At 39.1% G+C, this 24,164-nt stretch carries 24 protein-coding genes and 1 pseudogene; 21 read left to right on the forward strand and 4 right to left on the reverse strand.

The genetic code is table 11. The features are described 5' to 3' along the window. Positions 1-92 precede the first annotated feature (92 nt). The 5 genes from AC3E7H_RS00005 to AC3E7H_RS00025 all read left to right on the forward strand — a co-directional run bounded on the left by AC3E7H_RS00005 (position 93) and on the right by AC3E7H_RS00025 (position 7,717). On the forward strand, positions 93-764 hold the full coding sequence (locus AC3E7H_RS00005) for a response regulator transcription factor (RefSeq protein ID WP_490675893.1): 672 nt from the start codon (positions 93-95) through the stop codon (positions 762-764). Continuing rightward, positions 757-2,091, forward strand: a complete 1,335-nt coding sequence (locus AC3E7H_RS00010; protein WP_490675894.1) for a sensor histidine kinase — start codon at positions 757-759, stop codon at positions 2,089-2,091. The genes AC3E7H_RS00005 and AC3E7H_RS00010 overlap by 8 nt, the downstream gene beginning before the upstream one ends. Before the next feature lie 342 nt (positions 2,092-2,433). Further along, positions 2,434-4,764 (forward strand): EcoAI/FtnUII family type I restriction enzme subunit R, encoded by a 2,331-nt coding sequence (gene hsdR, locus AC3E7H_RS00015; protein WP_490675895.1) that lies wholly within the window; start codon positions 2,434-2,436, stop codon positions 4,762-4,764. A gap of 14 nt (positions 4,765-4,778) precedes the next feature. After that, positions 4,779-6,257 (forward strand): class I SAM-dependent DNA methyltransferase, encoded by a 1,479-nt coding sequence (locus tag AC3E7H_RS00020; protein WP_075228661.1) that lies wholly within the window; start codon positions 4,779-4,781, stop codon positions 6,255-6,257. Then, the gene (locus AC3E7H_RS00025) at positions 6,254-7,717 is read left to right on the forward strand and encodes a restriction endonuclease subunit S (protein WP_075228662.1); all 1,464 of its coding nucleotides are present in this window, start codon (positions 6,254-6,256) and stop codon (positions 7,715-7,717) included. The genes AC3E7H_RS00020 and AC3E7H_RS00025 overlap by 4 nt, the downstream gene beginning before the upstream one ends. 351 nt (positions 7,718-8,068) lie before the next feature. On the opposite strand, the gene AC3E7H_RS00030 is transcribed toward AC3E7H_RS00025, so the two are convergent. Continuing rightward, entirely contained in the window at positions 8,069-8,344 is a 276-nt protein-coding gene (locus tag AC3E7H_RS00030) for a DUF3270 family protein (protein ID WP_049548330.1), read from the reverse strand. Between the two features lie 138 nt (positions 8,345-8,482). On the opposite strand from AC3E7H_RS00030, the gene AC3E7H_RS00035 reads away from it, so the two are divergent. The 9 genes from AC3E7H_RS00035 (at position 8,483) to AC3E7H_RS00075 (ending at position 16,769) form a co-directional block, all read left to right on the forward strand. After that, positions 8,483-9,412 (forward strand): peptidase U32 family protein, encoded by a 930-nt coding sequence (locus AC3E7H_RS00035; protein ID WP_075228663.1) that lies wholly within the window; start codon positions 8,483-8,485, stop codon positions 9,410-9,412. A 105-nt stretch (positions 9,413-9,517) separates the two neighbouring features. Next, positions 9,518-10,201, forward strand: a complete 684-nt coding sequence (rpiA, locus tag AC3E7H_RS00040; protein ID WP_049502970.1) for a ribose-5-phosphate isomerase RpiA — start codon at positions 9,518-9,520, stop codon at positions 10,199-10,201. 12 nt (positions 10,202-10,213) lie between these two features. Continuing rightward, positions 10,214-11,425, forward strand: a complete 1,212-nt coding sequence (locus AC3E7H_RS00045; RefSeq protein WP_490675896.1) for a phosphopentomutase — start codon at positions 10,214-10,216, stop codon at positions 11,423-11,425. Position 11,426: 1 nt separating this feature from the next. Next, the gene (locus tag AC3E7H_RS00050) at positions 11,427-12,008 is read left to right on the forward strand and encodes a DUF1697 domain-containing protein (protein WP_490675897.1); all 582 of its coding nucleotides are present in this window, start codon (positions 11,427-11,429) and stop codon (positions 12,006-12,008) included. Next, positions 11,983-12,792: a purine-nucleoside phosphorylase gene (locus AC3E7H_RS00055; protein WP_490675898.1), complete on the forward strand. Its 810-nt coding sequence runs from the start codon at positions 11,983-11,985 to the stop codon at positions 12,790-12,792. The genes AC3E7H_RS00050 and AC3E7H_RS00055 overlap by 26 nt, the downstream gene beginning before the upstream one ends. Before the next feature lie 4 nt (positions 12,793-12,796). Further along, a complete protein-coding gene (locus AC3E7H_RS00060) occupies positions 12,797-14,032 on the forward strand; it encodes a chloride channel protein (RefSeq protein ID WP_490675899.1) in 1,236 nt (411 codons plus the stop codon). Beyond that, the gene (locus AC3E7H_RS00065) at positions 14,029-14,739 is read left to right on the forward strand and encodes a type 1 glutamine amidotransferase (RefSeq protein ID WP_320692176.1); all 711 of its coding nucleotides are present in this window, start codon (positions 14,029-14,031) and stop codon (positions 14,737-14,739) included. The genes AC3E7H_RS00060 and AC3E7H_RS00065 overlap by 4 nt, the downstream gene beginning before the upstream one ends. 357 nt (positions 14,740-15,096) lie before the next feature. Next, positions 15,097-15,807 carry a purine-nucleoside phosphorylase gene (gene deoD, locus AC3E7H_RS00070; protein WP_045763751.1) on the forward strand — a complete coding sequence of 237 codons (711 nt, stop codon included), beginning with the start codon at positions 15,097-15,099 and terminating at the stop codon, positions 15,805-15,807. 230 nt (positions 15,808-16,037) lie between these two features. After that, positions 16,038-16,769 carry an NAD-dependent protein deacylase gene (locus AC3E7H_RS00075; protein WP_075227723.1) on the forward strand — a complete coding sequence of 244 codons (732 nt, stop codon included), beginning with the start codon at positions 16,038-16,040 and terminating at the stop codon, positions 16,767-16,769. A 280-nt stretch (positions 16,770-17,049) separates the two neighbouring features. On the opposite strand, the gene AC3E7H_RS00080 is transcribed toward AC3E7H_RS00075, so the two are convergent. From AC3E7H_RS00080 to coaA, 3 genes are all read right to left on the reverse strand, one after another. Then, positions 17,050-17,562 (reverse strand): DNA topology modulation protein, encoded by a 513-nt coding sequence (locus AC3E7H_RS00080; protein WP_490675900.1) that lies wholly within the window; start codon positions 17,560-17,562, stop codon positions 17,050-17,052. 64 nt (positions 17,563-17,626) lie between these two features. Continuing rightward, positions 17,627-17,875, reverse strand: coding sequence for a 30S ribosomal protein S20 (gene rpsT, locus AC3E7H_RS00085; RefSeq protein WP_029689628.1), 249 nt, complete (start codon positions 17,873-17,875; stop codon positions 17,627-17,629). Positions 17,876-17,927: 52 nt separating this feature from the next. After that, positions 17,928-18,848 carry a type I pantothenate kinase gene (gene coaA, locus AC3E7H_RS00090; protein WP_320692172.1) on the reverse strand — a complete coding sequence of 307 codons (921 nt, stop codon included), beginning with the start codon at positions 18,846-18,848 and terminating at the stop codon, positions 17,928-17,930. A gap of 201 nt (positions 18,849-19,049) precedes the next feature. Here coaA and AC3E7H_RS00095 point away from each other — a divergent pair. From AC3E7H_RS00095 to AC3E7H_RS00125, 7 genes and pseudogenes are all read left to right on the forward strand, one after another. Then, positions 19,050-19,455, forward strand: a pseudogene (locus tag AC3E7H_RS00095) (hypothetical protein). Positions 19,456-19,623: 168 nt separating this feature from the next. Then, complete coding sequence (locus AC3E7H_RS00100) at positions 19,624-19,902, forward strand: 1,4-dihydroxy-2-naphthoate prenyltransferase (RefSeq protein ID WP_075228669.1); 279 nt, start codon at positions 19,624-19,626, stop codon at positions 19,900-19,902. A 106-nt stretch (positions 19,903-20,008) separates the two neighbouring features. Continuing rightward, entirely contained in the window at positions 20,009-20,599 is a 591-nt protein-coding gene (locus AC3E7H_RS00105) for a class I SAM-dependent methyltransferase (RefSeq protein ID WP_148131300.1), read from the forward strand. Next, positions 20,596-21,879: a pyrimidine-nucleoside phosphorylase gene (locus AC3E7H_RS00110; RefSeq protein WP_075228671.1), complete on the forward strand. Its 1,284-nt coding sequence runs from the start codon at positions 20,596-20,598 to the stop codon at positions 21,877-21,879. Before AC3E7H_RS00105 ends, AC3E7H_RS00110 begins: the two co-directional genes overlap by 4 nt. Positions 21,880-21,896: 17 nt before the next feature. Then, positions 21,897-22,559 (forward strand): deoxyribose-phosphate aldolase, encoded by a 663-nt coding sequence (gene deoC, locus AC3E7H_RS00115; protein ID WP_075228672.1) that lies wholly within the window; start codon positions 21,897-21,899, stop codon positions 22,557-22,559. Beyond that, a complete protein-coding gene (locus tag AC3E7H_RS00120; protein WP_000246080.1) occupies positions 22,546-22,935 on the forward strand; it encodes a cytidine deaminase in 390 nt (129 codons plus the stop codon). The genes deoC and AC3E7H_RS00120 overlap by 14 nt, the downstream gene beginning before the upstream one ends. Positions 22,936-23,025: 90 nt before the next feature. After that, positions 23,026-24,081 (forward strand): BMP family lipoprotein, encoded by a 1,056-nt coding sequence (locus AC3E7H_RS00125; protein ID WP_490675901.1) that lies wholly within the window; start codon positions 23,026-23,028, stop codon positions 24,079-24,081. Positions 24,082-24,164 lie beyond the last annotated feature (83 nt).

The raw sequence follows: 24,164 nt of genomic DNA on the forward strand, positions 1-24,164 counted from the left end.
CAAAAACTCAACTTTCTCTTGGAAAAACAAGGGAAGTTGAGTTTTTTTTAAGATATTTTTGCTATAATAGGTATAATAAGGAGGAATTTTTGATGATCAAAATTCTATTAGTGGAAGATGACCTAGGCCTGTCAAATTCAGTTTTTGATTTTTTGGATGATTTTGCGGATGTCATGCAGGTTTTTGATGGCGAAGAAGGTCTTTATGAGGCCGAAAGTGGTGTTTATGACTTGATTTTATTGGACTTGATGTTACCTGAGAAAAATGGGTTCCAAGTTTTAAAAGAATTGCGTGAAAAAGGGATTTCGACTCCTGTTCTGATCATGACAGCCAAGGAAAGTCTTGATGATAAGGGACATGGATTTGAGCTTGGGGCAGATGATTATCTAACAAAACCATTTTATCTAGAAGAGCTCAAGATGCGTATCCAAGCGCTGCTCAAACGTTCTGGTAAGTTCAATGAAAATACCCTCTCTTATGGTGATTTGACAGTTAATCTATCTACAAATGAAGTTAAAATCAATGATACTGTTGTGGAACTATTAGGTAAAGAATTTGATTTCTTGGTTTATTTCCTCCAAAATCAAAATGTGATCTTACCAAAAACACAAATTTTTGACCGTTTGTGGGGATTTGACAGTGACACAACCATCTCCGTGGTAGAAGTCTATGTATCAAAAGTTCGTAAGAAATTAAAAGGCTCAGTCTTTGCTGAAAACCTCCAAACCTTGCGTAGTGTTGGGTATATTTTAAAACATGTTTAAAAAAATTAAAAAGAATTGGTACGCAGAAGATTTCAGTTATTTTATCCGTAATTTTGGAGTATTTACTCTGATTTTCTCTGCTATGACCTTGATTATCTTGCAGGTTATGCACTCCAGTCTCTACACATCGGTTGATGAAAAACTCTTATCACTGAGCAAAAATCCTCAGGACGTTATTCAATTGGCGGTCAATCGTGCAACTGAGGACGTTAAGGATTTAGGTAGTGCCAATGTTGCTCCAGCTTCTGATAAAAAACCAACGGTTAGTTCCAATACGGAAGTGATATTGCTAGATTCAAATTTGAATCAATTAGTGACTGGCAACCGCTTTTTAGGTCTTGATAAGATTACTTTTAATAAAAAGGATTTGAATCATATTCGACAACTTCATGTTCAGAATAGTTATGGTCAGGATGAGATTTACCGAGTGATTCTATCTGAAATAAATATCGATTCTGTCTCGACCAATATTAAGTATGCAGCGGTTTTGATAAATACTAGTCAGATAGAGCAAATTAGTCAAAATCATGAGCAATTAATCGTGGTAGTCATGGCTAGCTTCTGGATTTTATCCATTATTGCCAGCCTTTATCTTGCGCGTGTCAGTGTTAAACCTCTACTTGAAAGCATGCAAAAGCAACAGAGTTTTGTGGAAAATGCCAGTCATGAGCTACGAACTCCATTAGCTGTTCTGCAAAATCGTCTAGAAACTCTTTTCAGAAAACCTGAGGCAACTATTATGGAGTCAAGTGAGAGTATTGCTTCCAGTCTAGAAGAAGTTCGTAATATGCGCTTTTTAACGACTAATCTCCTTAATTTAGCTTGTCGTGATGACGGCATTAAACCGGAATTAGGAGAGGTAGAGCCAGCCTTCTTTAACACAACTTTTACTAACTATGAGATGATCGCATCTGAAAATAACCGCGTTTTTCATTTTGAAAATCGCATCCATCGGACCATCATAACAGACAAGCTTCTTCTTAAGCAACTGATGACTATCTTGTTTGACAATGCTGTCAAGTACACAGAAGAAGAAGGAGATATCCATTTTGTCATTGCTACGACGGAGCGTAATCTCTATTTGTCAGTAGCTGATGATGGAATTGGTATTTCTGCAGTAGATAAAAAGAAAATTTTTGATCGCTTTTACAGGGTTGATAAGGCTCGTACTCGGCAAAAAGGTGGTTTTGGGTTAGGCTTATCCTTAGCCAAACAGATTGTCGATGCTCTTAAAGGAACCATCAGTGTCAAAGATAACAAACCTCATGGTACGATTTTTGAAGTAAAAATCGCTATCCAAACACCATCCAAGCGTAAAAATAAATAAAAAAGATAGTTCCAGAGAACTGTTCAGTTAAGGTCTAAAGAAATCAAATGTAATTAAAATGCTTTAAGAGGGAAAAGGTTAATTGGTAGAATCGTCTACTGATTAACCTTTTCTTTTAATTTTATAGATTGGGAACTTCAATATGGTATTTTGAAAAATTTGTAATTATGATAAAATAAGATGGATAGTTTATGAGATACTTTTAAATTTTGAGGTAGCATGATAATTACGTGCGATGAATAATGGCAAGTATTTGGTAATAGATTCATGACTTAAACAAATAATCTGTTATCGATATCACCGAAATAGATGCTATAAATAATAGCAAGGAGCAAATATAAAATGAGTACACTTCTAACAAAGAAAGAAATGACAGAAGAAGACATAAAATTTCATTATATTAGCCCTGCTATTGTCTCTAAATGGGATAGAGATAAAATTACCATGGAGACAAAAATAACAGATGGTAAAATTAATCTCCGTGGGAATTTAATTTCTAGAGAAAAACCAAAGAAAGCAGATTATGTACTGTATCTAAATCCTAATAAACCAATTGCTATTGTAGAAGCAAAAGACAATAAGCATAGTATGTCGTTCGGCTTACAACAAGCCATGACCTATGCTGAAATGCTTGATGTACCTTTTGCTTATAGTTCTAATGGAGATGGTTTTTTTGAGCATGATTTTTTAACTGGGAAAGAACGAGAACTTTCTTTGGATGAGTTTCCTACTGAAGAAGAGCTCATAAATAGATATAAGGCGGAATCGAATAATGGAGAAGGGTTAAGTTCACAAGAAGAAAAAATCATTGATCAACCTTACTTCTCAAGTATGAACTCTTACCCTCCTAGATATTATCAAAGGGTTGCAGTAAACAGAACCGTTGAGCAAATTGCATCAGGAAAAGATAGATTATTGCTTGTGATGGCGACTGGAACAGGAAAAACCTATACTGCATTTCAAATCGTATACAGACTGCTTCAAAGTGGGATGAAAAGAAAAATCTTATATTTGGCGGATAGAAATATCTTAGTCGATCAGTCTATTCAACAAGATTTTTCTCCTCTTGAAAAAGTCATTCATAAAATTAACGTAGCCAAGGATGACCCTAGCACGATTACTTCTCATCAGGTCTATTTTTCACTATACCAACAATTAGTTGGAGAGGACGATAAGGAGCATTTTTCTGAGCTTTTTAGATCAGATTTCTTTGACCTCATTATCGTAGATGAGTGTCATCGCGGTTCTGCTAAGGAAGAATCTAGATGGAGAAAAATTTTAGAATACTTTTCTTCTGCTACACAGATAGGAATGACAGCAACACCAAAGGAAACCAAATATGTTTCGAATATCAATTATTTTGGCGATCCGATTTATACCTACTCTCTTAAAAAAGGGATTGAAGATGGCTTTTTAGCACCATTTAAGGTAATCAATATTACAACTGATATTGGTGATGGTTGGAGACCAGTCAAAGGACAAAAAGATAAATTTGGAAACCTCATTGAAGATAGACTATATAACAATACAGACTATGATTACAACATCATCATAGAAGATAGAACCAACCAAGTAGCTAGTGAAATTACAAAATATCTAAAGGCGACAGACCGTATGGCAAAAACGATTGTTTTTTGCCCAACAGAAGAAGCTGCTGAAAGGATGAGAATTGCCCTTGTTAACCATAATGCTGATATGGTAAAAGAAAACTCAGACTACTGTGTTCGTATTACAGGCAGTGATGATTATGGGAAAAGTAAGCTAGATTACTTTATATCTGTGTCTGCAAAATATCCAGTTATTGCCACAACATCTAAACTTCTTTCCACGGGTGCAGACTGTAAGATGACAAAACTGATTGTTTTAGATGAAATGATTGGATCGATGACAGAGTTTAAGCAAATTATTGGTCGTGGTACTAGACTTCGTGAAAAAGAAGGAAAGACTCACTTTGTTGTGATGGACTTTAGAAATGTTTCAAGACTCTTTGCTGATCCAGACTGGGATGGTCCAATTGAAATTGACGATGACTTTGACCCTGAAAACAATCCTAAAGGTGGTAAAACAAAGAAAGGTGGAGATGGTACACCACCGAATCCTCCTGCAATAAAACCAATTGTTGATAGAAATGGTTGCAAAGTTGAAATCATTCATAAAACAGTCTCTGTCTATGATACAAATGGTAAGTTACTGAGACAGGAAAGTATTGTCGATTATACCAAAGAAAATATTAGGGGTGAATACGCGACATTAGATGCCTTTATTCGTGAATGGAGAAAAGACCCCAAAAAAGACAAGATACAAAGTATACTTCTGGAGCGTGGGATTGACATCGAACAGCTCAAAAAAGAACAGGCTATGGAAGAAGTCGATGATTTTGATTTTATCTGCCATATTGCCTTTAATCAAAAACCACTGACTAGAAAAGAACGAGCAGAAAATGTAAAGAAACAGGATTTCTTTAGTCGCTATAATGGAGTTGCTAAAGAAGTGTTAGAAGCACTGCTTGATAAGTATATGAATAAAGGAATTACAGAAATTACGACTACGGAAGTTTTGAGATTAGATCCTTTTATGAAATTAGGTAAGCCATCTAAAATCGCTAGTTACTTTGGAGGAAAAGATGGCTATAAACATGCTGTAGAAGAACTACAAAATGCAATTTATAACTAAGGAAGGATTTGATAATGAGTAATCTATCAGGATTTATAAAACGATTACGAGATATTATGCGGAACGATGCAGGTATCAATGGAGATGCCCAAAGAATTGAGCAAATTACGTGGATGCTCTTGCTAAAAGTATACGACGCAAAAGAAAGTGACTGGGAAATGAACGAGGACGATTACACCTCCATCATTCCCAATGAATGCCGATGGATTAACTGGGCGCATGATGATAAGACTGGACTTGCTCTAACGGGAGATGATTTATTGAATTTTGTCAATAACACGCTCTTTCCAACACTAAAAAACTTAGCAGTCACTCGTGAGACCCCAATCAAAAAAGCGATTGTTCAGACAGTTTTTCAAGACGCCAATAACTACATGAAAGACGGAGTCCTTCTGAGACAAGTTATCAATGTCATTGATGAAATTGACTTTGGAGATTATAATGAAAGCCATGCCTTTGGAGAAATCTATGAGACTATCCTAAAAGAACTACAAAGTGCAGGATCTAGTGGTGAGTTCTATACACCTCGTGCAGTAACGGACTTTATGGCCAAGATGATAGAGCCGAAGATCGGTGAAACCATGGCGGACTTGGCTTGTGGTACAGGTGGATTTATCACAAGTTGGCTCAAAGAGCTTCATCAAAAGGTAGAGACAGTTGCTGATGAAGAAGCCTATTCTTCTTCTATCTATGGAATCGAAAAGAAACAATTTCCTTATATGCTGGCTGTTACCAATATGCTTCTTCATGATTTGGATGTCCCGCAAATCTATCATGACAATACGCTACTTAGAGATGTACTCGACTATACAGATGATGACAAATTTGATGTTATCCTGATGAACCCTCCTTATGGTGGTTCAGAAAAAGCGGATGTCAAAAGTCATTTTCCGTCAGATTTAGCAAGCTCTGAAACGGCAGACCTTTTCATGTCGGTTATCATGTATCGTCTGAAAGAAAAAGGACGAGCAGCTGTCATCCTGCCAGATGGATTTTTATTTGGTACCGATAATGCCAAGCTCAATATCAAAAAGAAACTATTAAATGAGTTTAATCTACACACCATTATCCGTTTGCCATCTAGTGTCTTTAGTCCCTATACTTCGATTACGACCAATATTCTTTTCATTGATAAGACAGGTCCTACAAAGGAGACTTGGATTTATCGACTAGATAAACCAGAAGGCTACAAGAACTTCTCGAAAACAAAACCCATGAAGTTAGAGCACTTTGAACCAGTTATCTCATGGTGGCATCAACGAGAAGAAATCCTAGTAGACGGTTTTGATAAGGCTAAGAAATTTACCAGAGAAGAGCTAGAGGAAAAGTACGGCTACAATCTCGATCTATGTGGCTACCCACATGAAGAAGAAGTCATCCTAGCACCACACGATCTGATCCATGAGTACCAAGAAGAGAGAGCCAGCCTCAATGCAGAAATTGACCGAGTCCTAGAAGAGATAGAAAAACTGTTGGGAGGTAAGATTCAATGACGCCCCAACAGTTAAAAAATGCTATCTTGCAGCAGGCCATCCAAGGAAAACTAGTCGAGCAAAGAGCAGAAGAAGGCACAGGCGAGGAACTATATAAAGCTATTCAAGACGAAAAACAAAAGCTAATCCAAGAAGGCAAGCTCAAGAAACAAAAAGCCCTCCCTGAAATCGCAGCAGACGATATCCCCTTTGAGATACCTGAGACTTGGAAGTGGGTGAGGTTGGGGGACTTATCCAAATCGGTACAATATGGGTATAATGCTCCTGCAAAAAATGAAGGGCGAATCAAAATGGTTCGTATAAGTGACATTCAAGACGATTCTGTATGTTGGGATACAGTGCCATATTGTGATATTCGTGAAGAGGAAATTGAGCAATACTTACTAAAAAATAATGATATTTTATTTGCTAGAACAGGCGGAACTGTTGGGAAATCATTTTTGGTAAAAAATATAAGTGAAAATGCAATTTATGCAGGATATCTTATTAGAACACAATATGGAAAAAACATTGTTCCTCAGTTCTTAAAATATTTTATGGGCAGTGAACTATATTGGTCACAATTACGTATTGGTACGATTGCTACAGCACAGCCGAATTGCAATGGGCAAACTTTGTCAAAGATGATACTCCCCCTACCCCCTCTCGCAGAACAAAAGCGGATTGTTGAGAAAATCGAAGAGCTTTTGCCCCTGGTCGAAAGATATGAAAAGGCCTGGGCTAGGCTAGAAGAACTAAACAAAAAGTTCCCTCTTGATATGCAAAAAGCCATACTTGGACAAGCCATCCAAGGAAAACTCGTCAAGCAAAGAGCAGAAGAAGGCACAAGTCAAGAGCTTTATAAAGCCATCCAAGACGAAAAGCAAAAGCTGATCCAAGAAGGAAAGCTCAAGAAACAAAAAGCCCTTCCTGAAATCACAGAAGAGGAAATCCCCTTTGAAATACCTGAGACTTGGAAGTGGGTGAGGTTAGGGGATATTGTTAATTTTTCAATTGGAAAAACTCCGCCTAGAGCAGAAGCAGAATGGTGGGGTAATGATTTACCTTGGGTTTCTATTTCTGATATGTCTGATTATGGTTTTATAAAATCAACAAAGGAAAAAGTATCTAAAAAAGCAGTTAAAGAAAAATTTGTTAAAACAGTGTCTAAAGAAATACTTTTAATGAGCTTTAAATTAACAGTTGGAAGAACTTCCATATTAAAAATTGACGCGGTTCACAATGAAGCTATTATTTCAATTGTTCCATTAGTTGACAATAAATACTCTTTTAGAGATATGTTGTTTTATGTTCTACCAATCATTTCTCAATGGGGAGAAAGTAAAAATGCAATCAAAGGTAAAACATTAAATACTACTAGTATTAATAACTTACTCATCCCTCTCCCCCCACTCGCAGAACAAAAACGAATTGTTGAGAAAATAGAAGAGCTATTGCCCCTGGTTGAAAAACTAAAATAACTCTGACCAAGACATCCAGCTAGCTGGGTGTCTTTTTGTGAAATGATTTCTCCTATCTATCGGATAAAAGAAATTGTTTTTCATCAATGTTTTTAAGTCGATCATTTTCTCAAGATTAGAAGTAGAAGGAGCGCTCTCTATGTCTAAAAGGAGTTTTATGGATATGTCAAATTTCTGTAAAACTAAACAACTTTTGAAGTAAAAATCGCCAACCAAACACCATCCAAGCGTAAAAATAAATAAAAAAAGCTGTGACTTAGAAAGCGGTAGACCAAGTATCGCTTTTCTAGTCGCAGCTCTTTAGCTATCCTATAAAAAATAGGTCGGGACAAAAATCCCGACCTTTTGAATCTAATAAAATTTCTTCTTAATCATTGAACGTTGAAAGTTTGATGCCGCTAAACTCAAGGCAATTGCTAGGCTAAAAGCTAAGACTGTATTAAACTTGAGGGCTAAAAAGATAAAGCTAAACAAGGCTAAAAAGACGCAAAAACAAGCAATGTTTACAAAGAAAAGAACTTCCTTCAAACTAGCAACGGAAGTGGTTTCTGGAACATAGTCTTGGTATAGCGTTGTTTGAGTTTCCTCTTCTTCAAACTCATACGATTGATATTTTCTTACGGGCATGATTCTCTCCTTAACAGTACTCTTTCATTTTACCATTTTTCAAGAAAAAAATTATTACAGTAAGGTTACAAAAATAATAAGTAAATTTATCATTTTAGGGAATAGCTGATTTTTCAGAAATGTGGTATAATTTTTCTTATGGAAAAGATTATTATTACAGCAACTGCTGAAAGCATTGAACAAGTAAAAGAATTACTAGAGGCGGGAGTTGACCGCATCTATGTCGGTGAAAAAGATTTTGGACTTCGCCTACCAAAGACTTTTTCTTATGATGAACTGAGAATCATCGCTGGTCTGGTTCATGATGCAGGTAAGGAATTGATCGTAGCGGTCAATGCTCTTATGCATCAGGATATGATGGATCGTATCAAGCCCTTCCTTGATTTCTTGGAAGAAATTAAAACAGACTACATTACTGTTGGGGATGCAGGTGTCTTTTATGTTGTCAATCGCGATGGTTATTCTTTTAAAACCATCTATGACGCATCGACAATGGTGACTAGCAGCCGTCAGATCAATTTCTGGGGACAAAAGGCTGGCGCTTCTGAGGCAGTATTGGCTCGTGAAATTCCATCAGCTGAACTCTTTAAAATGCCTGAAATTTTGGAAATTCCTGCTGAAATTTTGGTCTATGGAGCAAGTGTTATCCACCACTCTAAGCGTCCACTCTTGCAGAATTACTATAATTTTACTCAGATTGATGATGAAAAAACACGTCAACGCGACCTCTTCTTAGCAGAGCCTAGTGATCCAGATAGCCATTACTCAATTTTTGAAGACAATCATGGAACTCACATTTTTGCCAATAACGACCTTGATTTGATGACCAAATTGCCAGAGTTGGTAGAGCATGGTTTCACTCATTGGAAGCTAGAAGGACTTTATACTCCAGGGCAAGATTTTGTTGAGATTGCAAAACTCTTCATCCAAGCCCGTAGCTTGATTCAAGAGGGAAGCTTTACGCATGACCAAGCCTTCTTGTTGGACGAGCAAGTCCGTAAACTCCATCCAAAAAATCGTTTCCTTGACACAGGATTTTATGACTACGATCCTGACATGGTTAAATAAGAATCAGAAACCCGAAATAAAATGTTCGGGTTTTTCTAGTGCAAGGATGAATTTAAAGCGTATTCATGTTATAATAAAAGTAGCTTTTTGTTTGGAGGTGTTTAAGTGGAAAATCTGAAAAAAATAGCAGGCATCAAGGCTGCTGAGTTCGTAACCGACGGAATGGTTGTAGGACTTGGAACAGGCTCGACTGCCTATTATTTCGTAGAGGAGATCGGTCGTAGAATCAAGGAGGAAGGACTTCAAATTACAGCCGTAACGACTTCGAGTGTAACAACAAAACAGGCACAAGGATTGAATATACCGCTTAAGTCTATCGATGAGGTGGATGAGGTTGATGTGACTGTTGATGGAGCTGATGAGGTGGATCGTCAGTTTAATGGTATCAAAGGAGGTGGCGGTGCACTTCTAATGGAAAAAGTAGTTGCGACACCAACTAAACAGTATATCTGGGTGGTAGACGAGAGTAAGATGGTTGAGAAACTGGGCGCTTTCAAACTACCTGTCGAAGTTGTCCAATACGGAGCAGAACAGGTTTTCCGACGTTTTGAAAAAGCTGGTTGTAAGCCAAGTTTTCGTGAAAAAGATGGCCAACGCTTTGTGACGGATATGAAAAATTTCATCATTGATCTTGATTTAGGTGTTATTGAAGATCCGATTGCTTTTGGTCGTCAATTGGATCTCCAGGTTGGTATTGTTGAGCACGGTTTATTTAATCAAATGGTTGATAAAGTGATCGTTGCAGGACAAACTGGCGTTCAGGTTTTAACTTCAACAAAAGGGAAATAAAGGAGGCAAACGATGTCAAAATTTAAACGTATTCACTTGGTGGTACTCGATTCTGTAGGAATCGGTGCAGCACCAGATGCTAATAACTTTGTCAATGCAGGGGTTCCAGATGGAGCATCTGATACATTAGGACACATCTCTAAATCAGTTGGTTTGAATGTACCGAATATGGCTAAGATTGGTCTTGGGAATATTCCTCGCGAAACACCATTGAAGACAGTTCCAGCTGAGAGCAATCCAACAGGTTATGCGACTAAGCTTGAAGAGGTATCTCTAGGTAAAGATACCATGACTGGTCACTGGGAAATCATGGGACTTAATATCACTGAACCTTTCGATACTTTTTGGAATGGATTCCCAGAGGAAATCCTTACTAAAATCGAAGAATTTTCAGGACGTAAGGTTATTCGTGAAGCCAACAAACCATACTCAGGAACAGCTGTCATCGATGACTTTGGACCACGCCAAATGGAAACTGGCGAGTTGATTATCTATACATCAGCTGACCCAGTTCTTCAAATCGCAGCTCACGAAGATATCATTCCTTTGGATGAACTCTACCGTATCTGTGAATACGCTCGTTCAATTACCCTTGAGCGCCCAGCTCTTCTAGGACGTATTATTGCTCGTCCTTATGTTGGTGAGCCTGGAAACTTCACACGTACTGCAAATCGTCGTGATTTGGCAGTTTCACCATTTGCACCAACTGTTTTGGATAAATTGAACGAAGCAGGTATCGATACTTACTCAGTTGGTAAGATCAGCGATATCTTCAACGGTGCAGGTATCAACCATGATATGGGTCACAATAAGTCAAATAGCCACGGTATTGACACGCTTTTGACAACGATGGGACTTGCTGAGTTTGAAAAAGGATTCTCATTCACTAACTTGGTCGACTTTGATGCACTTTACGGTCACCGCCGTGATCCACACGGCTATCGTGATTGTTTGCATGAGTTTGATGAGCGCTTGCCAGAACTTATCGCTGCTATGAGAGAAGATGATTTACTCATGATTACTGCAGACCATGGTAATGATCCTACTTATGCTGGTACAGACCATACTCGTGAATACATTCCACTTTTGGCCTACAGCCCATCATTAAAAGGAAATGGACACCTACCAATCGGTCATTTTGCTGATATTTCGGCGACAATCGCTGATAACTTTGGCGTTGATAAAGCTATGATTGGTGAAAGTTTCTTAGATAAATTGGTTTAAGATGACTCGCTTTGCATTACTGGTTAGAGGGATCAATGTCGGTGGAAAACATAAGGTGGTCATGGACCAGCTTCGTCAAGAATTGACAGAGTTGGGATTGGAAAATGTTGAAACCTACATCAATAGTGGCAATATTTTCTTTGATACTAGTATACCTAGAACTCAGTTGGTTGAGAGGCTACAGGATTTCTTTAACAAGCATTATCCATTTATCCAACATTTTTCCTTGTTAAGTCAAGAAGATTACGAAGAGGAGCTTAGAACTCTTCCGGAATGGTGGTTCCAAGAAATGGCTCGAAAGGATGTTCTCTTTTATACTGAGGGACTGGATACCAAGCAAGTCATTGAGAAAGTCGAAAGTATGGAACTGGTAGATGAAGTGCTTCATTTCGGGAAACTGGGAATCTTCTGGGGCAAATTCTCAGAAGAAACCTATACCAAAACAGCCTATCACAAGTATCTGCTTAAGATGCCTTTCTATCGTAATATTACGATTCGAAATGCAAAAACCTTTGACAAAATCGGTCAATTTTTAAAAGATTATGAAGGAGACAACAATGACATTATTAGCAAAAATCAATGAAACAGCTGCTTTCTTAAAAGAAAAGGGAGTAGAAGCACCAGAGTTCGGCTTGATTCTTGGATCAGGACTGGGAGAACTTGCTGAAGAAATCGAAAATCCAGTTGTGGTAGACTATGCTGAGATTCCAAACTGGGGACGTTCTACTGTTGTTGGACACGCTGGAAAATTGGTTTACGGTGAGCTTGCAGGACGTAAGGTTTTAGCACTTCAAGGACGCTTCCATTTCTATGAAGGGAACCCACTAGAGGTGGTGACTTTCCCAGTTCGTGTCATGAAAGTTTTGGGCTGTGAAGGTGTGATTGTAACCAACGCTGCTGGAGGTATCGGCTTTGGTCCTGGTACTTTGATGGCTATCACTGACCACATCAATATGACAGGCCAAAACCCTCTAATCGGTGAAAACTTAGATGACTTCGGTCCACGTTTCCCAGACATGTCAAAAGCCTACACTCCAGAATATCGTGCTACAGCTCATGCAGTTGCTGAAAAGCTTGGTGTTAGACTTGATGACGGTGTTTATATCGGTGTAACTGGTCCAACGTATGAAACTCCAGCTGAAATCCGTGCTTATAAAACACTTGGTGCTGATGCTGTCGGAATGTCAACCGTTCCTGAAGTTATCGTTGCAGTACACTCTAGCTTGAAGGTTCTTGGTATTTCATGTATTACCAACTTTGCGGCTGGTTTCCAAGAGGAACTTAACCACGAAGAAGTAGTAGAAGTTACCGAACGTGTCAAAGGAGACTTTAAAGGATTGCTGAAAGCTATTCTTGCAGAATTGTAAGACTATGAGAGTACGACTCCAAAGTATACCCTATGGACTGAGAGTGCTTCTAGCCACTTTATCATTAGGAATAGGGACGGGTCTGGTCGGAATTGCCTGTCATTATCTACTAGAAGGGGTGCAAGGGCTGGCTTTTGGCCAAGATGAGTCGGATTTACTCCAGCAATTTCAAGAAGCTGGAGGTCTCCGTAGATTTTTGGTCTTATGTGTGACTGGGTGCTTGGCAACTGGTTTTTGGTATGTCTTGCAAAAGCGTTATAAGATTCTGTCTATTCGCCAGCAAATTGACTTAGCTGGAGACAGGGAACCAGCGCTCTTAGTCCACCTCTTTCATGCAGGGATGCAGGTTGCGATTGTCGGAGCAGGTGCATCGGTCGGAAAAGAAGGAGCACCACGTGAGGTCGGGGCTCTTCTAGCTGGTCGCTTGGCGAAAGGTTTTTCTCTAGCCCTCAAAGAGCGAAAAGTCTTGATTGCCTGTGGTGCTGGAGCTGGTTTAGCTGCGGTCTATCAAGTTCCCTTTGCCAGTAGCTTGTTCGTCTTTGAGACCTTAGGACTCGCCTACAGTTGGCAGAACCTTCTACTGGTCTTGTCCAGTACTTACCTAGCGGCCTGGGTATCCCAGCCTATTGTTGGCCATGGTGCTATTTATCACATGTCACTGGTTCATTGGTCAGCGAGTAGTTTCTTCCAGGCTGTCATAGTAGCTCTATTAGTTACTCCGTTGGCACTTGCCTTTCGTTTTCTAGCCAGTCGGGCTAGTCGCAAACGTCGCAAGGACGAGACGATTCTTTGGGCTCTTCCTCTAGCCTTTCTAGTGCTGGGGAGCCTAGTAGCCTTTTTCCCTATCTTTATGGGAAATGGCCAGGTATTAGCGCAAGCCCTCTTGTCTAGCCAGTCGATTCCTTATCTTCCACTGGCTCTTGCAGTGAAGGGGCTTCTGGTTTATCTCCTCTTGCGCAATGGTGCTTATGGGGGAACTTTGACACCATCATTTGCCTTAGGGATTGGCTCTGGCTACCTAGTGACCTTGCTTTTGACAGCAGTTGGGATTCATCTAGATCCTGCTCTAGGGATGTTACTAGGAGCGACCGTCTTTTTAGGGACGACCTTAAAAGCTCCTCTGACAGCCATTGCCCTGAGCCTTGGATTTACAGGCCAAACTTGGAGTTTGACAATTCCGCTTGTACTTGCGGCTGGTCTGTCTTACGTGATTCGAAAGAGATGGGAGAAGAAACGATGAAGGTACATTTTGTACTGCATGAAACCTTTGAAGTGCCGGGCGCTTATCTAAAATGGGCGCAGGAACGTGGCCATCAAGTGACCACGACCAAAGTCTATGAGAATGAAGCCTTACCAGAGACAGTGGATGAGATCGACTTTTTGATCGTAATGGGAGGACCTCAATCGCCAGATGAAGATCGGGAAACTTTTTCATACTACGATCCTCAGGCAGAGATTGAGCTGATTCAAAAGGCTATGAAGGCAGATTGTTATATTGTTGGTGTCTGTCTTGGTGCTCAGCTCTTGTCTGTTGCTTATGGCGCAGAGTATGAACACAGTCCAGAGCGTGAGATTGGTGTTTTTTCAATAACGCTAACTGAAGCTGGATTAAAAGACAATCATGTCAAAGTTTTTGGACAAACTTTAAATACCGGCCACTGGCATGGAGATATGCCGGGATTAACAGAGAATGCTGTCGTCCTTGCGACCAGTCAAGGCTGTCCACGTCAAATTATTCGCTTTAGTCCTAAACACTATGCCTTCCAAGCTCATTTGGAATTTGATCCAGAAGCAGTAGAGCTCTTAATTGCTGCGGATGGTGAAGAAGTCTTGGAAGAACAAAGTCAAAAATTGACCTACGTTCAAAAGCTTGAAGCTATTCGTAACTATAATTATCGAGAAATGAATGCAAAACTCTATGCATTTTTGGATTCATTAACAAATTAAAAACAACAGAAAGGTAGAGCGTGTGTTCAGATTTGAACACGAGCGGAAAGCTTTTCTAATTACTCAATTAAAAAAGAAAGGATGGGTTAACCGTATTAGCTGAACTGAATACGGGCGGAGAACTGTGTAAAAAAGATAAACTGTCTAGCATTTACAATGCGTCGCCAGTTTCCTATTTTTACTTTGTTCTCTGTCGCCTGTCTTGTTTATAAAAAATGAAAGGAAGGGTAGTTCGGGTTTGAAACTGAACCCGGGCTAGAGGCTGTGTAAAAAAGATAAATCCTCCTAGATGCGAGGCATCTTTGTCGGATTTCCTATTTTTACTTTGCCTCTTTTACGCCCTTGGTATCTTATATTATGTCTATCCATATTGCTGCTAAGCAGGGTGAAATTGCTGATAAAATTCTTCTTCCTGGGGATCCTCTTCGTGCGAAATTTATCGCTGAGAATTTCCTTGAAGATGCTGTTTGCTTTAACGAAGTCCGTAACATGTTTGGTTACACTGGGACTTACAAGGGCCATCGTGTATCTGTCATGGGAACAGGGATGGGAATGCCATCAATCTCCATCTATGCGCGTGAATTGATTGTCGATTACGGTGTGAAAAAATTGATCCGTGTCGGAACTGCTGGTTCTTTGAATGAGGATGTTCACGTTCGTGAGTTGGTCTTGGCGCAAGCAGCTGCTACCAACTCAAACATCATCCGCAATGACTGGCCTCAATATGATTTTCCACAAATCGCTAGCTTTGATTTGCTAGATAAAGCCTACCATATTGCCAAAGACCTTGGCATGACCACTCACGTCGGAAATGTTTTGTCTTCAGATGTTTTCTACTCAAACTACTTTGAAAAAAATATCGAACTTGGTAAATGGGGAGTCAAGGCTGTAGAAATGGAAGCAGCGGCGCTGTACTATCTTGCTGCCCAACACCATGTGGATGCACTTGCTATCATGACGATTTCTGATAGTTTAGTTAATCCCGATGAGGATACAACTGCAGAGGAACGTCAAAATACTTTCACAGATATGATGAAGGTTGGTCTAGAGACCTTGATTGCAGACTAAAGTCAGATTCCATTTATGAGATTACTCTTGTTCTCAAAATGATAAGCATGTTCATTGCTTCAATCCTATAAATAGATGAGAATAAGGACTTTGAAGAACGTCAAATTGTGTCAAAGAACCGAGACTAGTCAGTTTAATATCTAAATCATAATCAAATAAAGTTGAAAACCTGGTTGACAATAGCTAGAGGTTTTCAATTTTTTTAGAACAAAAACTAAAGGAGGGGTAAAATGGATAAGATTGAACAATTACAGGAACTGATAGATCAAAGTCAGAGAATTGTCTTTTTCGGTGGTGCAGGGGTTTCTACAGAGTCTAATATTCCTGATTTTCGAAGTTCTGATGGTGTTTATAGTCTTAAGTTGGGGCGCCATTTTACTGCCGAGCAACTTGTTTCACGCACCATGTTTGAACGCTATCCAGAGGATTTTTTTGACTTCTACAAAAAGTATCTGGTCTATCCAGATGCCAAGCCCAATTTAGCACATAATTATCTAGCGTCGTTAGAAAAAACAGGTAAATTAAAGGCGATTGTGACGCAAAATATTGATAGCTTGCATGAAATGGCGGGTTCTGAAAATGTTTTGAAACTGCATGGTAGTGCAGATCGTAATTACTGTTTGGGCTGTCATCGCTTTTATGATTTGAATGCATTTTTGGCACTTGAAGGTCCAGTTCCCCACTGCTTAGATTGTGGCAAGGTAGTCAAACCTGATGTAACCCTTTATGAGGAATCACTAGATATGGACGTATTTAGTCGAGCAGTTCGAGCCATTCAGCAAGCAGACTTATTGATCATTGGTGGAACTTCTTTAGTCGTTTATCCTGCAGCTAGCCTAATCAATTATTTTTCAGGGTCAAATCTTGTCGTTATCAACAAGTCCAGCACCCCTCAAGATAGCCAAGCTGATTTAGTTATCGAAGGTAAGATCGGAGAAGTTTTTTCTAAATTGAGACAATAAAAAACTGAAAGAAGTAGGACTATACTTCCTTCAGTTTTTTTGTTTCACGAACTCAGAAACTATGAACAAGATTCTCTTCATTTCTAGGGGAATATTATAGTGGATTGAAATAAGATGTGAACAGAGAGATTAGAAAAGTCAAACTAATTTCTAGAAATATTTTTAGCAGTTGTAGTGTACTGTTCTAGATTCAATCTACTATATTGTTGATTTATAAATTGCTCGAGTTATTTTTAGTCAATCAGTACATGCTGATTTTAATGAAATGCTACTATATTGTTTACTTTTTTAAAGATCGCAAAAAACAATCAATCTCTGCTTGAGAATGGAGAATACGCATCTTTTCTGGGTAAGTATTGTTTAAGTATTGGTATCTATCCTTAGCATTTTTTGTACGTCCATCCCAGAGAATCCAACGGATAAATTCCCAGTTGAATTGCTCGGGGCATCCCTTAGCCATACTTTCTCTCACTTTTCCTCTGTATTTTAAATAGCGCTTAAAGGCTCTTAGCAGACAATTCCAAGCAGAGAAGTTTAAAAAGATGATCTGGTCAGCTTCGTCCATTCTTTCCTCATAGCAACACCAAGAGTAGTTGCCATCAATGACCCAGTTTTTATTTTTGACTAGAAAAGTTTTCATTTCGTTCAGCATCCAGTCGCGGTCACTATCTTGCCACCCTGGCTGAAATTGGAGAGTATCCATATGAAGTTTGGGGATAGAGTAGTGCCTAGCTAGTTTTTCTGCCAGAGTGGATTTGCCTGATCCAGAATATCCAATGATAGCTATTTTCATAATAACCTCCAGAAAATGTGCACAAAAAAAGCTCCGAAGAGCTCATTTTGTATGCAGTTAATGATTAACCAAGTTTAGCTGCAAGACGTGCTTTATCACGGCTAGCTTTGTTTTTGTGGATCAAACCTTTAGTTTCTGCTTTATCGATAGCTGAGCTGGCAGCACGGTAAAGTTCTTCAGATGGGTTTGCTTCAAAAGCTTTGATAGCAGTACGCATAGCTGACTTTTGAGCTGAGTTCTTTTCGTTTTGTTTAACGTTCAATTCAGCGCGTTTGATAGCTGATTTAATGTTTGCCAATGTTCTTACCTCCATTTTTACTAACTATACCATTATATCTGAAAACTTACGTTTTGACAAGGGAAAATTATTTTTTTAAGTAAATTTCATCAATTTCGTGATTTTTAGATTTATGGAGAATGACCTCTGCACGATTTCGTGTCGGTTCAATGTAATTCTGGAGATTGGTTAGGTTGATACTAGTCCAAACTTGGTGGGCAAAATCCTTGACTTCACTAAGAGGAAGTTGAGTGAAACGGTAGTAATAGTTGCCTGGATCATCTTGAGCAAAGCTAAGAAGTTTTAAGAAACGATCCAAATACCAGCTTTCAATATCCTCGACTGCGGCATCGACATAGATTGAAAAGTCAAAGAAATCAGTAATATAGAGACGGGCATTATGTGGATTTTGGAATACGTTGATTCCCTCAACAATGACAAAATCAGCGGCTTCTACTCGTTGTTTTTGACCTGACACAATATCATAGATTTCATGGGAATAAACTGGGATATCAACATCCTGCCCATTTTTGAGTTGGTCTAGGAAATTGAGCAAAGCTTCCATGTCGTAGCTCTCAGGAAAACCCTTGCGGTTGAGAATGTCTTGCTCCATTAAGACACTGTTTGGGTATAAAAAACCATCCGTAGTAACCAGTTCAACACTTGTTCCAGGGACTATACGAGAAAGCAAAATTTGCAAGAGACGACTAGTAGTTGACTTACCTACGGCAACACTTCCTGAAACTCCGATAATAAAGGGCTGTTTTTTGCTCTCTCTTTGAAGGAAAATGCCTTTTGAAAAGGCGAGGTCTTCTTTGGAACGTTTGTAAATCTGAATCAGATGTGCCAGTGGCAGATAGATATCAGTAACATCTTGTAGGCTAATCTGGTCATTGAAACTCTTGACTGAATCTAATTCTTCCTCGGTCAAGGGAGGAGTTGTTTTGCGATGCAAGGATTGCCAAGTTTCGCGGTTTATCTTTTCAAAATGTAAAAATTCGTTGGTCATTTGTTTTCCCCTAGATATTTTGTCTATCATACCATAAAAAGCTAAAAAAATGAAGTGGTTTCTTGAATGTGGTAAGTCAGTAGTATATACTATAAGTAGATAGAGGATGAACAAATTATTGATGAAGTAGGAGCTGGTTTCTCCTGATTTTATCAGCTAATAAAGGGGGCTTTTTAGTTCACAACTTATAGGAGGTGTACTATGAAAATCTTAAAAAGTTACATATTGGAACTCTGTTTTTATTTTAAGTTTTGCTTTACCTTTTATAAAAGGAGCCAATGCAGATAATGGTAGACGCTTTGTGGAAACCTATTACGGTTTTACTTTTTTGATGGATCATGCTATTGTAACAGCTGTCTTTATCTGTTCGCTCTTAATTGCTTTTTTACTAAAAAAACGGTGGACGAAATGGCTTGCTGCTAGTAGTTATCTATTTTTGATTTTGTGGATTGCTACAGAGGGTTATTTATTCCGCATGTCAATAGAAGATTTGATACGACTGTGGACAAGTTTGGAAATCCTAACACAAACTTATCAGTTGGGCTTTTATCTAAACATCTTATTGGGAATACTGTTGATAATTAAGTATTTGAAGGTAAAGCAATAGTAATCAAAATGCGTCTGATTATAGACAATAAATTTGTTGTTTTATCCTGACTGTTATTTCTTGTAGCTCCCAATGACTTGTCATTCGTTTCCAATCATTGATTGAGATTGAAGAATAGCGCTTTCTTTGTTAAAATCTAAGAGGGAAAACCTATAAAGGAGGACTAAGATGAAAGCTAGATTAAGAGAAAAAACGCTGATTTTTATCAGCCTATTTGTAGTTGTTTTATGGTTATCACCAAACTGGGTGAATTTCTCCTTTTCAATAGGATCTTACTACTATAACTGGACTATTTTTGTCCTTTTTATCTTATTGCCACTCATAGGACTTGGCTACCTTGTGTTAGCTTTCTTTAAAAGAAAGTGGTGGCTCTTCTTTTTTGGTTTAGCTTGTATCTTTGCTTTTCCAATTACCATGGCAGTAGGGAGCTTTTTACTAGGTCCCTAATCCTAATCAGAACTTATATTATTTTTGAAAAAATACAATGTGTTTAAAGGCTTGATACCTTTGTAAACGATTTACAAATAACTTATTTTTATGGTAAAATAGTATCATGAGTAAAATGTATTATGCAGAAAATCCAGATGCAGCCCATGATGTTCATGAACTTAGAGTTGAGCTACTTGGGCAAAAGATGACCTTTTTGACAGATGCTGGTGTCTTTAGCAAAAAAATGATTGACTTTGGAAGTCAGTTGTTGTTAAGATGCCTTGATGTTGAAAAAGGTGAAAAAATTCTTGATGTTGGTTGTGGCTATGGTCCGATAGGCTTGTCTTTGGTTAAGGCTTATGATGCCCAAGCAACGATGGTGGATATCAATAATCGTGCCCTGGATTTAGCCCAGCAAAATGCAATGAAAAACAAAGTTCAAGCGACTATCTTCCAGTCTAATATTTATGAGCAGGTAGAGGGACAATTTAACCATGTCATTTCGAATCCGCCCATACGTGCAGGCAAGCAAGTAGTTCACGAAATCATCGAAAAAAGTATAGACTTTTTAGTAGACGGTGGTGATTTGACTATTGTTATCCAGAAAAAACAAGGAGCCCCAAGTGCCAAAAATAAGATGGAAGACGTATTTGGCAATTGTGAGGTTGTAAAGAAAGATAAGGGATATTACATCCTTAAAAGTGTAAAAGAATGAGAGCAGTAGATCTAATCCAGAAAAAAAGAAACGGGCAAGAACTCAGTTCGAACGAAATCCAATGGTTGATTGAAGGCTATGTGGCAGGAACTGTTCCTGATTACCAGATGTCAGCATTTGCCATGGCAGTTTACTTCCAAGGAATGACCACGAAAGAAATTTCTGATTTAACCATGAATATGGTTAAGACAGGTCAGGAGTTTGATTTGTCTGCTATAGATGGTGTGAAGGTTGATAAACACTCTACGGGTGGTGTTGGTGACAAGGTAACTTTAATCCTAGCACCCTTGGTAGCTAGTTTTGATGTCCCAGTGGCTAAGATGAGCGGTAGGGGCTTAGGCCACACTGGTGGTACTATCGATAAATTAGAATCCATCAAAGGTTTTCAGATTGAACGCAGTCAGGATGAATTTATCAAACAAGTTCAAGAAATTGGAGTTTCAGTTATTGGTCAGTCGGATCAACTAGTTAAGGCTGACAAACTTCTCTATGCCCTTCGGGATGTGACGGCAACAGTGGATACCATTCCCTTGATTGCTAGTTCGGTCATGAGTAAAAAAATTGCAGCTGGAGCGGATGCTATTTTGCTGGATGTTACTGTCGGTGAAGGTGCCTTTATGAAGACAGTTGATGAGGCACGCCAACTGGCTCAAACCATGGTAAACCTTGGTAAGGCTGTAGGTCGTAAGACAGTAGCAGTTATTACTGATATGAGTCAACCTTTGGGACGTGCCATTGGTAATCGTTTAGAAATCCTAGAAGCTCTGGAAATTCTTCAAGGTAAAGGCCGTCAAGATATTAGCCACTTTATCTGTGAGTTGGCCCAGATTATGTTATCATTAGCAAATGTTGAAAAAACTATCGAGGAAGTAAGGCAACATCTTGAAAATGGTAAGGCTCTCAAGAAATTTGAAGAGATGGTTCTAGCTCAGGGTGGAGACCTAGAAGACCTCTATCGTCCAGTAAAAGTTGACCATGTAGTTGATATTCCTGCTCAAGAAGACGGACTTATCGCAGAACTTCCAGCCATGGAGTTTGGTCTTTTTGCTATGAGATTGGGTGCTGGTCGTGCCGTTAAAACAGATGCTCTTGACTATGAGACAGGGATTGTTTTTGAGAAGAAAGTTGGAGAATCAGTCAAAAAGGGTGAAATTGTTGCAAAAGTATATGCAAATGGCAAAATTTCTCCGGAACTAGTTACAGATTTCCAAAATTATGTTAAAATTAAGATAAGTGATGAAGCGATAAAAACGCGTGAAATCATTGAAATTATCTCCTGATTTAAGGAAAAACCGAAATGAAATTAAATAAATACATTGATCATACGCTTTTAAAGCAAGATGCTACCGAACAGCAAATCGATCGTTTGCTATCTGAAGCAAGAGAGTACGATTTTGCCAGTGTTTGTGTCAATCCTTGCTGGGTTTCGCATGCAAAAACTGCACTCGTAGATACTGATGTCAAGGTTTGTACAGTAGTAGGATTCCCTCTTGGAGCTACAACTTCAGCTGTCAAAGCTTATGAAACCAAAGAAGCTATCCAAAATGGTGCTGACGAAATTGATATGGTCATCAATGTTGGAGCGCTTAAGTCTGGGAATGCTGACTTGGTCGAATCAGATATTCGAGCAGTTGTTGAAGCAAGCGGTGACAAACTCGTTAAGGTTATCATCGAAGCTTGCTTACTTACGAATGATGAAAAAGTTTTGGCTTGCCAACTCGCTCAAAAGGCAGGGGCAGACTTTGTCAAGACGTCAACAGGCTTCTCAACAGGTGGTGCAACTCTACCGGATGTTCAATTAATGCGCCTGACAGTTGGACCTGATATGGGGGTTAAGGCTGCTGGTGGAGCTCGTTCTTATGCAGATGCAGTAGCCTTTGTTGAAGCTGGAGCTACTCGTATCGGAACATCTTCTGGTGTAGCAATCTTAAAAGGAGAGTTAGCAGATGGCGACTACTGAGTTGATTGACTTAGCGATTGAGACTAGTAAAAATGCCTATGTTCCTTATTCACATTTTCCGATTGGTGCTGTTTTGGTTGCCAAGGACGGCAGTGTTTATACAGGATGCAATATTGAAAATGCTAGCTACCCCTTGACCAACTGTGGTGAGAGAACAGCTATTTTTAAAGCTATCTCCGAAGGACAACGTGAGTTTTCAGAGTTGATTGTTTACGGTCAAACTGAGAAACCTATTTCTCCTTGTGGAGCTTGTCGCCAAGTTATGGTCGAATTTTTTGAACAAGATCTAAAGGTGACTCTAGTTGCCAAAGATAAATCGACGGTCGAGATGACGGTCGGGGAATTACTTCCATACTCATTTACAGACTTGCATTAGTCTGCGTCACTCTTTGAGTGACAAGGGTCCTTGTGGCCAATCAATCCATACTTGCAACTTCGTTGCGCATCTTATTTAGGAGGTTCAGTAATGAACAAGAAACAATGGCTAGGCCTTGGTCTAGTTGCAGTAGCAGCATTTGGACTTGCTGCATGTGGTAATCGCTCTTCTCGTAACGCAGCTTCTTCATCTTCTGATGTGAAGACTAAAGCAGCTATCGTTACAGATACTGGTGGTGTTGACGACAAATCATTCAACCAATCAGCTTGGGAAGGTCTTCAAGCTTGGGGTAAAGAGCACAATCTTGCAAAAGATAAAGGATACACATACTTCCAATCAACAAGTGAAGCTGACTACGCTAACAACTTGAACCAAGCAGCAGGAAGCTACAACTTGATCTTCGGTGTTGGTTTTGCCCTTCACAATGCAGTTGAAGAAGCAGCGAAAGAACATGCAGATTTGAACTATGTTTTGATCGACGATGTGATTAAAGATCAAAAGAACGTAGCAAGCGTAACATTTGCTGATAACGAAGCAGCTTACCTTGCAGGTGTAGCAGCAGCTAAAACTACTAAAACAAAACAAGTTGGTTTTGTAGGTGGTATGGAATCTGAAGTTATTTCTCGTTTCGCAGCTGGTTTCAAAGCTGGTGTTGAGTCAGTTGACCCATCTATCAAAGTACAAGTAGACTACGCTGGTTCATTTGGTGATGCCGCTAAAGGTAAAACAATCGCTGCAGCTCAATACGCTGCAGGTGCAGACGTAATCTACCAAGCAGCTGGTGGTACTGGTGCAGGTGTCTTCTCAGAAGCTAAATCTTTGAATGAAAGCAAAAACGAAGGCGAAAAAGTTTGGGTTATCGGTGTAGACCGTGACCAAGTTGACGAAGGTAAATATACTTCTAAAGACGGTAAAGAAGCTAACTTCGTACTTGCTTCTACTTTGAAACAAGTCGGAACAACAGTTCAAGATATCGCAAACAAAGCTGAAAAAGGTGAATTCCCTGGCGGTCAAGTGATCGTTTACTCATTGAAGGATAAAGGGGTTGATCTAGTAACAACTAACCTTTCTGAAGAAGGTAAAAAAGCTGTTGAAGATGCAAAAGCTAAAATCCTAGATGACAGCATCAAAGTTCCTGAAAAATAATAGATAAAAGTCATTTCTTAGGGAAGCGGCCTGTGGCCGCTTCTTTAAGAATTGAGACAAATTGTTTTGTCTCAATAGAGCTT

Source organism: Streptococcus sp. SCPM-O-B-15304 (M98), from assembly GCF_058200215.1.

Bases quoted from the DNA above. Each gene is read 5' to 3' on its own strand.
- AC3E7H_RS00005 (WP_490675893.1), top strand. From the start codon at position 93: ATGATCAAAATTCTATTAGTGGAAGATGACCTAGGCCTGTCAAATTCA.
- AC3E7H_RS00010 (WP_490675894.1), top strand. From the start codon at position 757: ATGTTTAAAAAAATTAAAAAGAATTGGTACGCAGAAGATTTCAGTTAT.
- hsdR (WP_490675895.1), top strand. From the start codon at position 2,434: ATGAGTACACTTCTAACAAAGAAAGAAATGACAGAAGAAGACATAAAA.
- AC3E7H_RS00020 (WP_075228661.1), top strand. From the start codon at position 4,779: ATGAGTAATCTATCAGGATTTATAAAACGATTACGAGATATTATGCGG.
- AC3E7H_RS00025 (WP_075228662.1), top strand. From the start codon at position 6,254: ATGACGCCCCAACAGTTAAAAAATGCTATCTTGCAGCAGGCCATCCAA.
- AC3E7H_RS00030 (WP_049548330.1), bottom strand. From the start codon at position 8,344: ATGCCCGTAAGAAAATATCAATCGTATGAGTTTGAAGAAGAGGAAACT.
- AC3E7H_RS00035 (WP_075228663.1), top strand. From the start codon at position 8,483: ATGGAAAAGATTATTATTACAGCAACTGCTGAAAGCATTGAACAAGTA.
- AC3E7H_RS00045 (WP_490675896.1), top strand. From the start codon at position 10,214: ATGTCAAAATTTAAACGTATTCACTTGGTGGTACTCGATTCTGTAGGA.
- AC3E7H_RS00050 (WP_490675897.1), top strand. From the start codon at position 11,427: ATGACTCGCTTTGCATTACTGGTTAGAGGGATCAATGTCGGTGGAAAA.
- AC3E7H_RS00055 (WP_490675898.1), top strand. From the start codon at position 11,983: ATGACATTATTAGCAAAAATCAATGAAACAGCTGCTTTCTTAAAAGAA.
- AC3E7H_RS00060 (WP_490675899.1), top strand. From the start codon at position 12,797: ATGAGAGTACGACTCCAAAGTATACCCTATGGACTGAGAGTGCTTCTA.
- AC3E7H_RS00065 (WP_320692176.1), top strand. From the start codon at position 14,029: ATGAAGGTACATTTTGTACTGCATGAAACCTTTGAAGTGCCGGGCGCT.
- deoD (WP_045763751.1), top strand. From the start codon at position 15,097: ATGTCTATCCATATTGCTGCTAAGCAGGGTGAAATTGCTGATAAAATT.
- AC3E7H_RS00075 (WP_075227723.1), top strand. From the start codon at position 16,038: ATGGATAAGATTGAACAATTACAGGAACTGATAGATCAAAGTCAGAGA.
- AC3E7H_RS00080 (WP_490675900.1), bottom strand. From the start codon at position 17,562: ATGAAAATAGCTATCATTGGATATTCTGGATCAGGCAAATCCACTCTG.
- rpsT (WP_029689628.1), bottom strand. From the start codon at position 17,875: ATGGAGGTAAGAACATTGGCAAACATTAAATCAGCTATCAAACGCGCT.
- coaA (WP_320692172.1), bottom strand. From the start codon at position 18,848: ATGACCAACGAATTTTTACATTTTGAAAAGATAAACCGCGAAACTTGG.
- AC3E7H_RS00100 (WP_075228669.1), top strand. From the start codon at position 19,624: ATGAAAGCTAGATTAAGAGAAAAAACGCTGATTTTTATCAGCCTATTT.
- AC3E7H_RS00105 (WP_148131300.1), top strand. From the start codon at position 20,009: ATGAGTAAAATGTATTATGCAGAAAATCCAGATGCAGCCCATGATGTT.
- AC3E7H_RS00110 (WP_075228671.1), top strand. From the start codon at position 20,596: ATGAGAGCAGTAGATCTAATCCAGAAAAAAAGAAACGGGCAAGAACTC.
- deoC (WP_075228672.1), top strand. From the start codon at position 21,897: ATGAAATTAAATAAATACATTGATCATACGCTTTTAAAGCAAGATGCT.
- AC3E7H_RS00120 (WP_000246080.1), top strand. From the start codon at position 22,546: ATGGCGACTACTGAGTTGATTGACTTAGCGATTGAGACTAGTAAAAAT.
- AC3E7H_RS00125 (WP_490675901.1), top strand. From the start codon at position 23,026: ATGAACAAGAAACAATGGCTAGGCCTTGGTCTAGTTGCAGTAGCAGCA.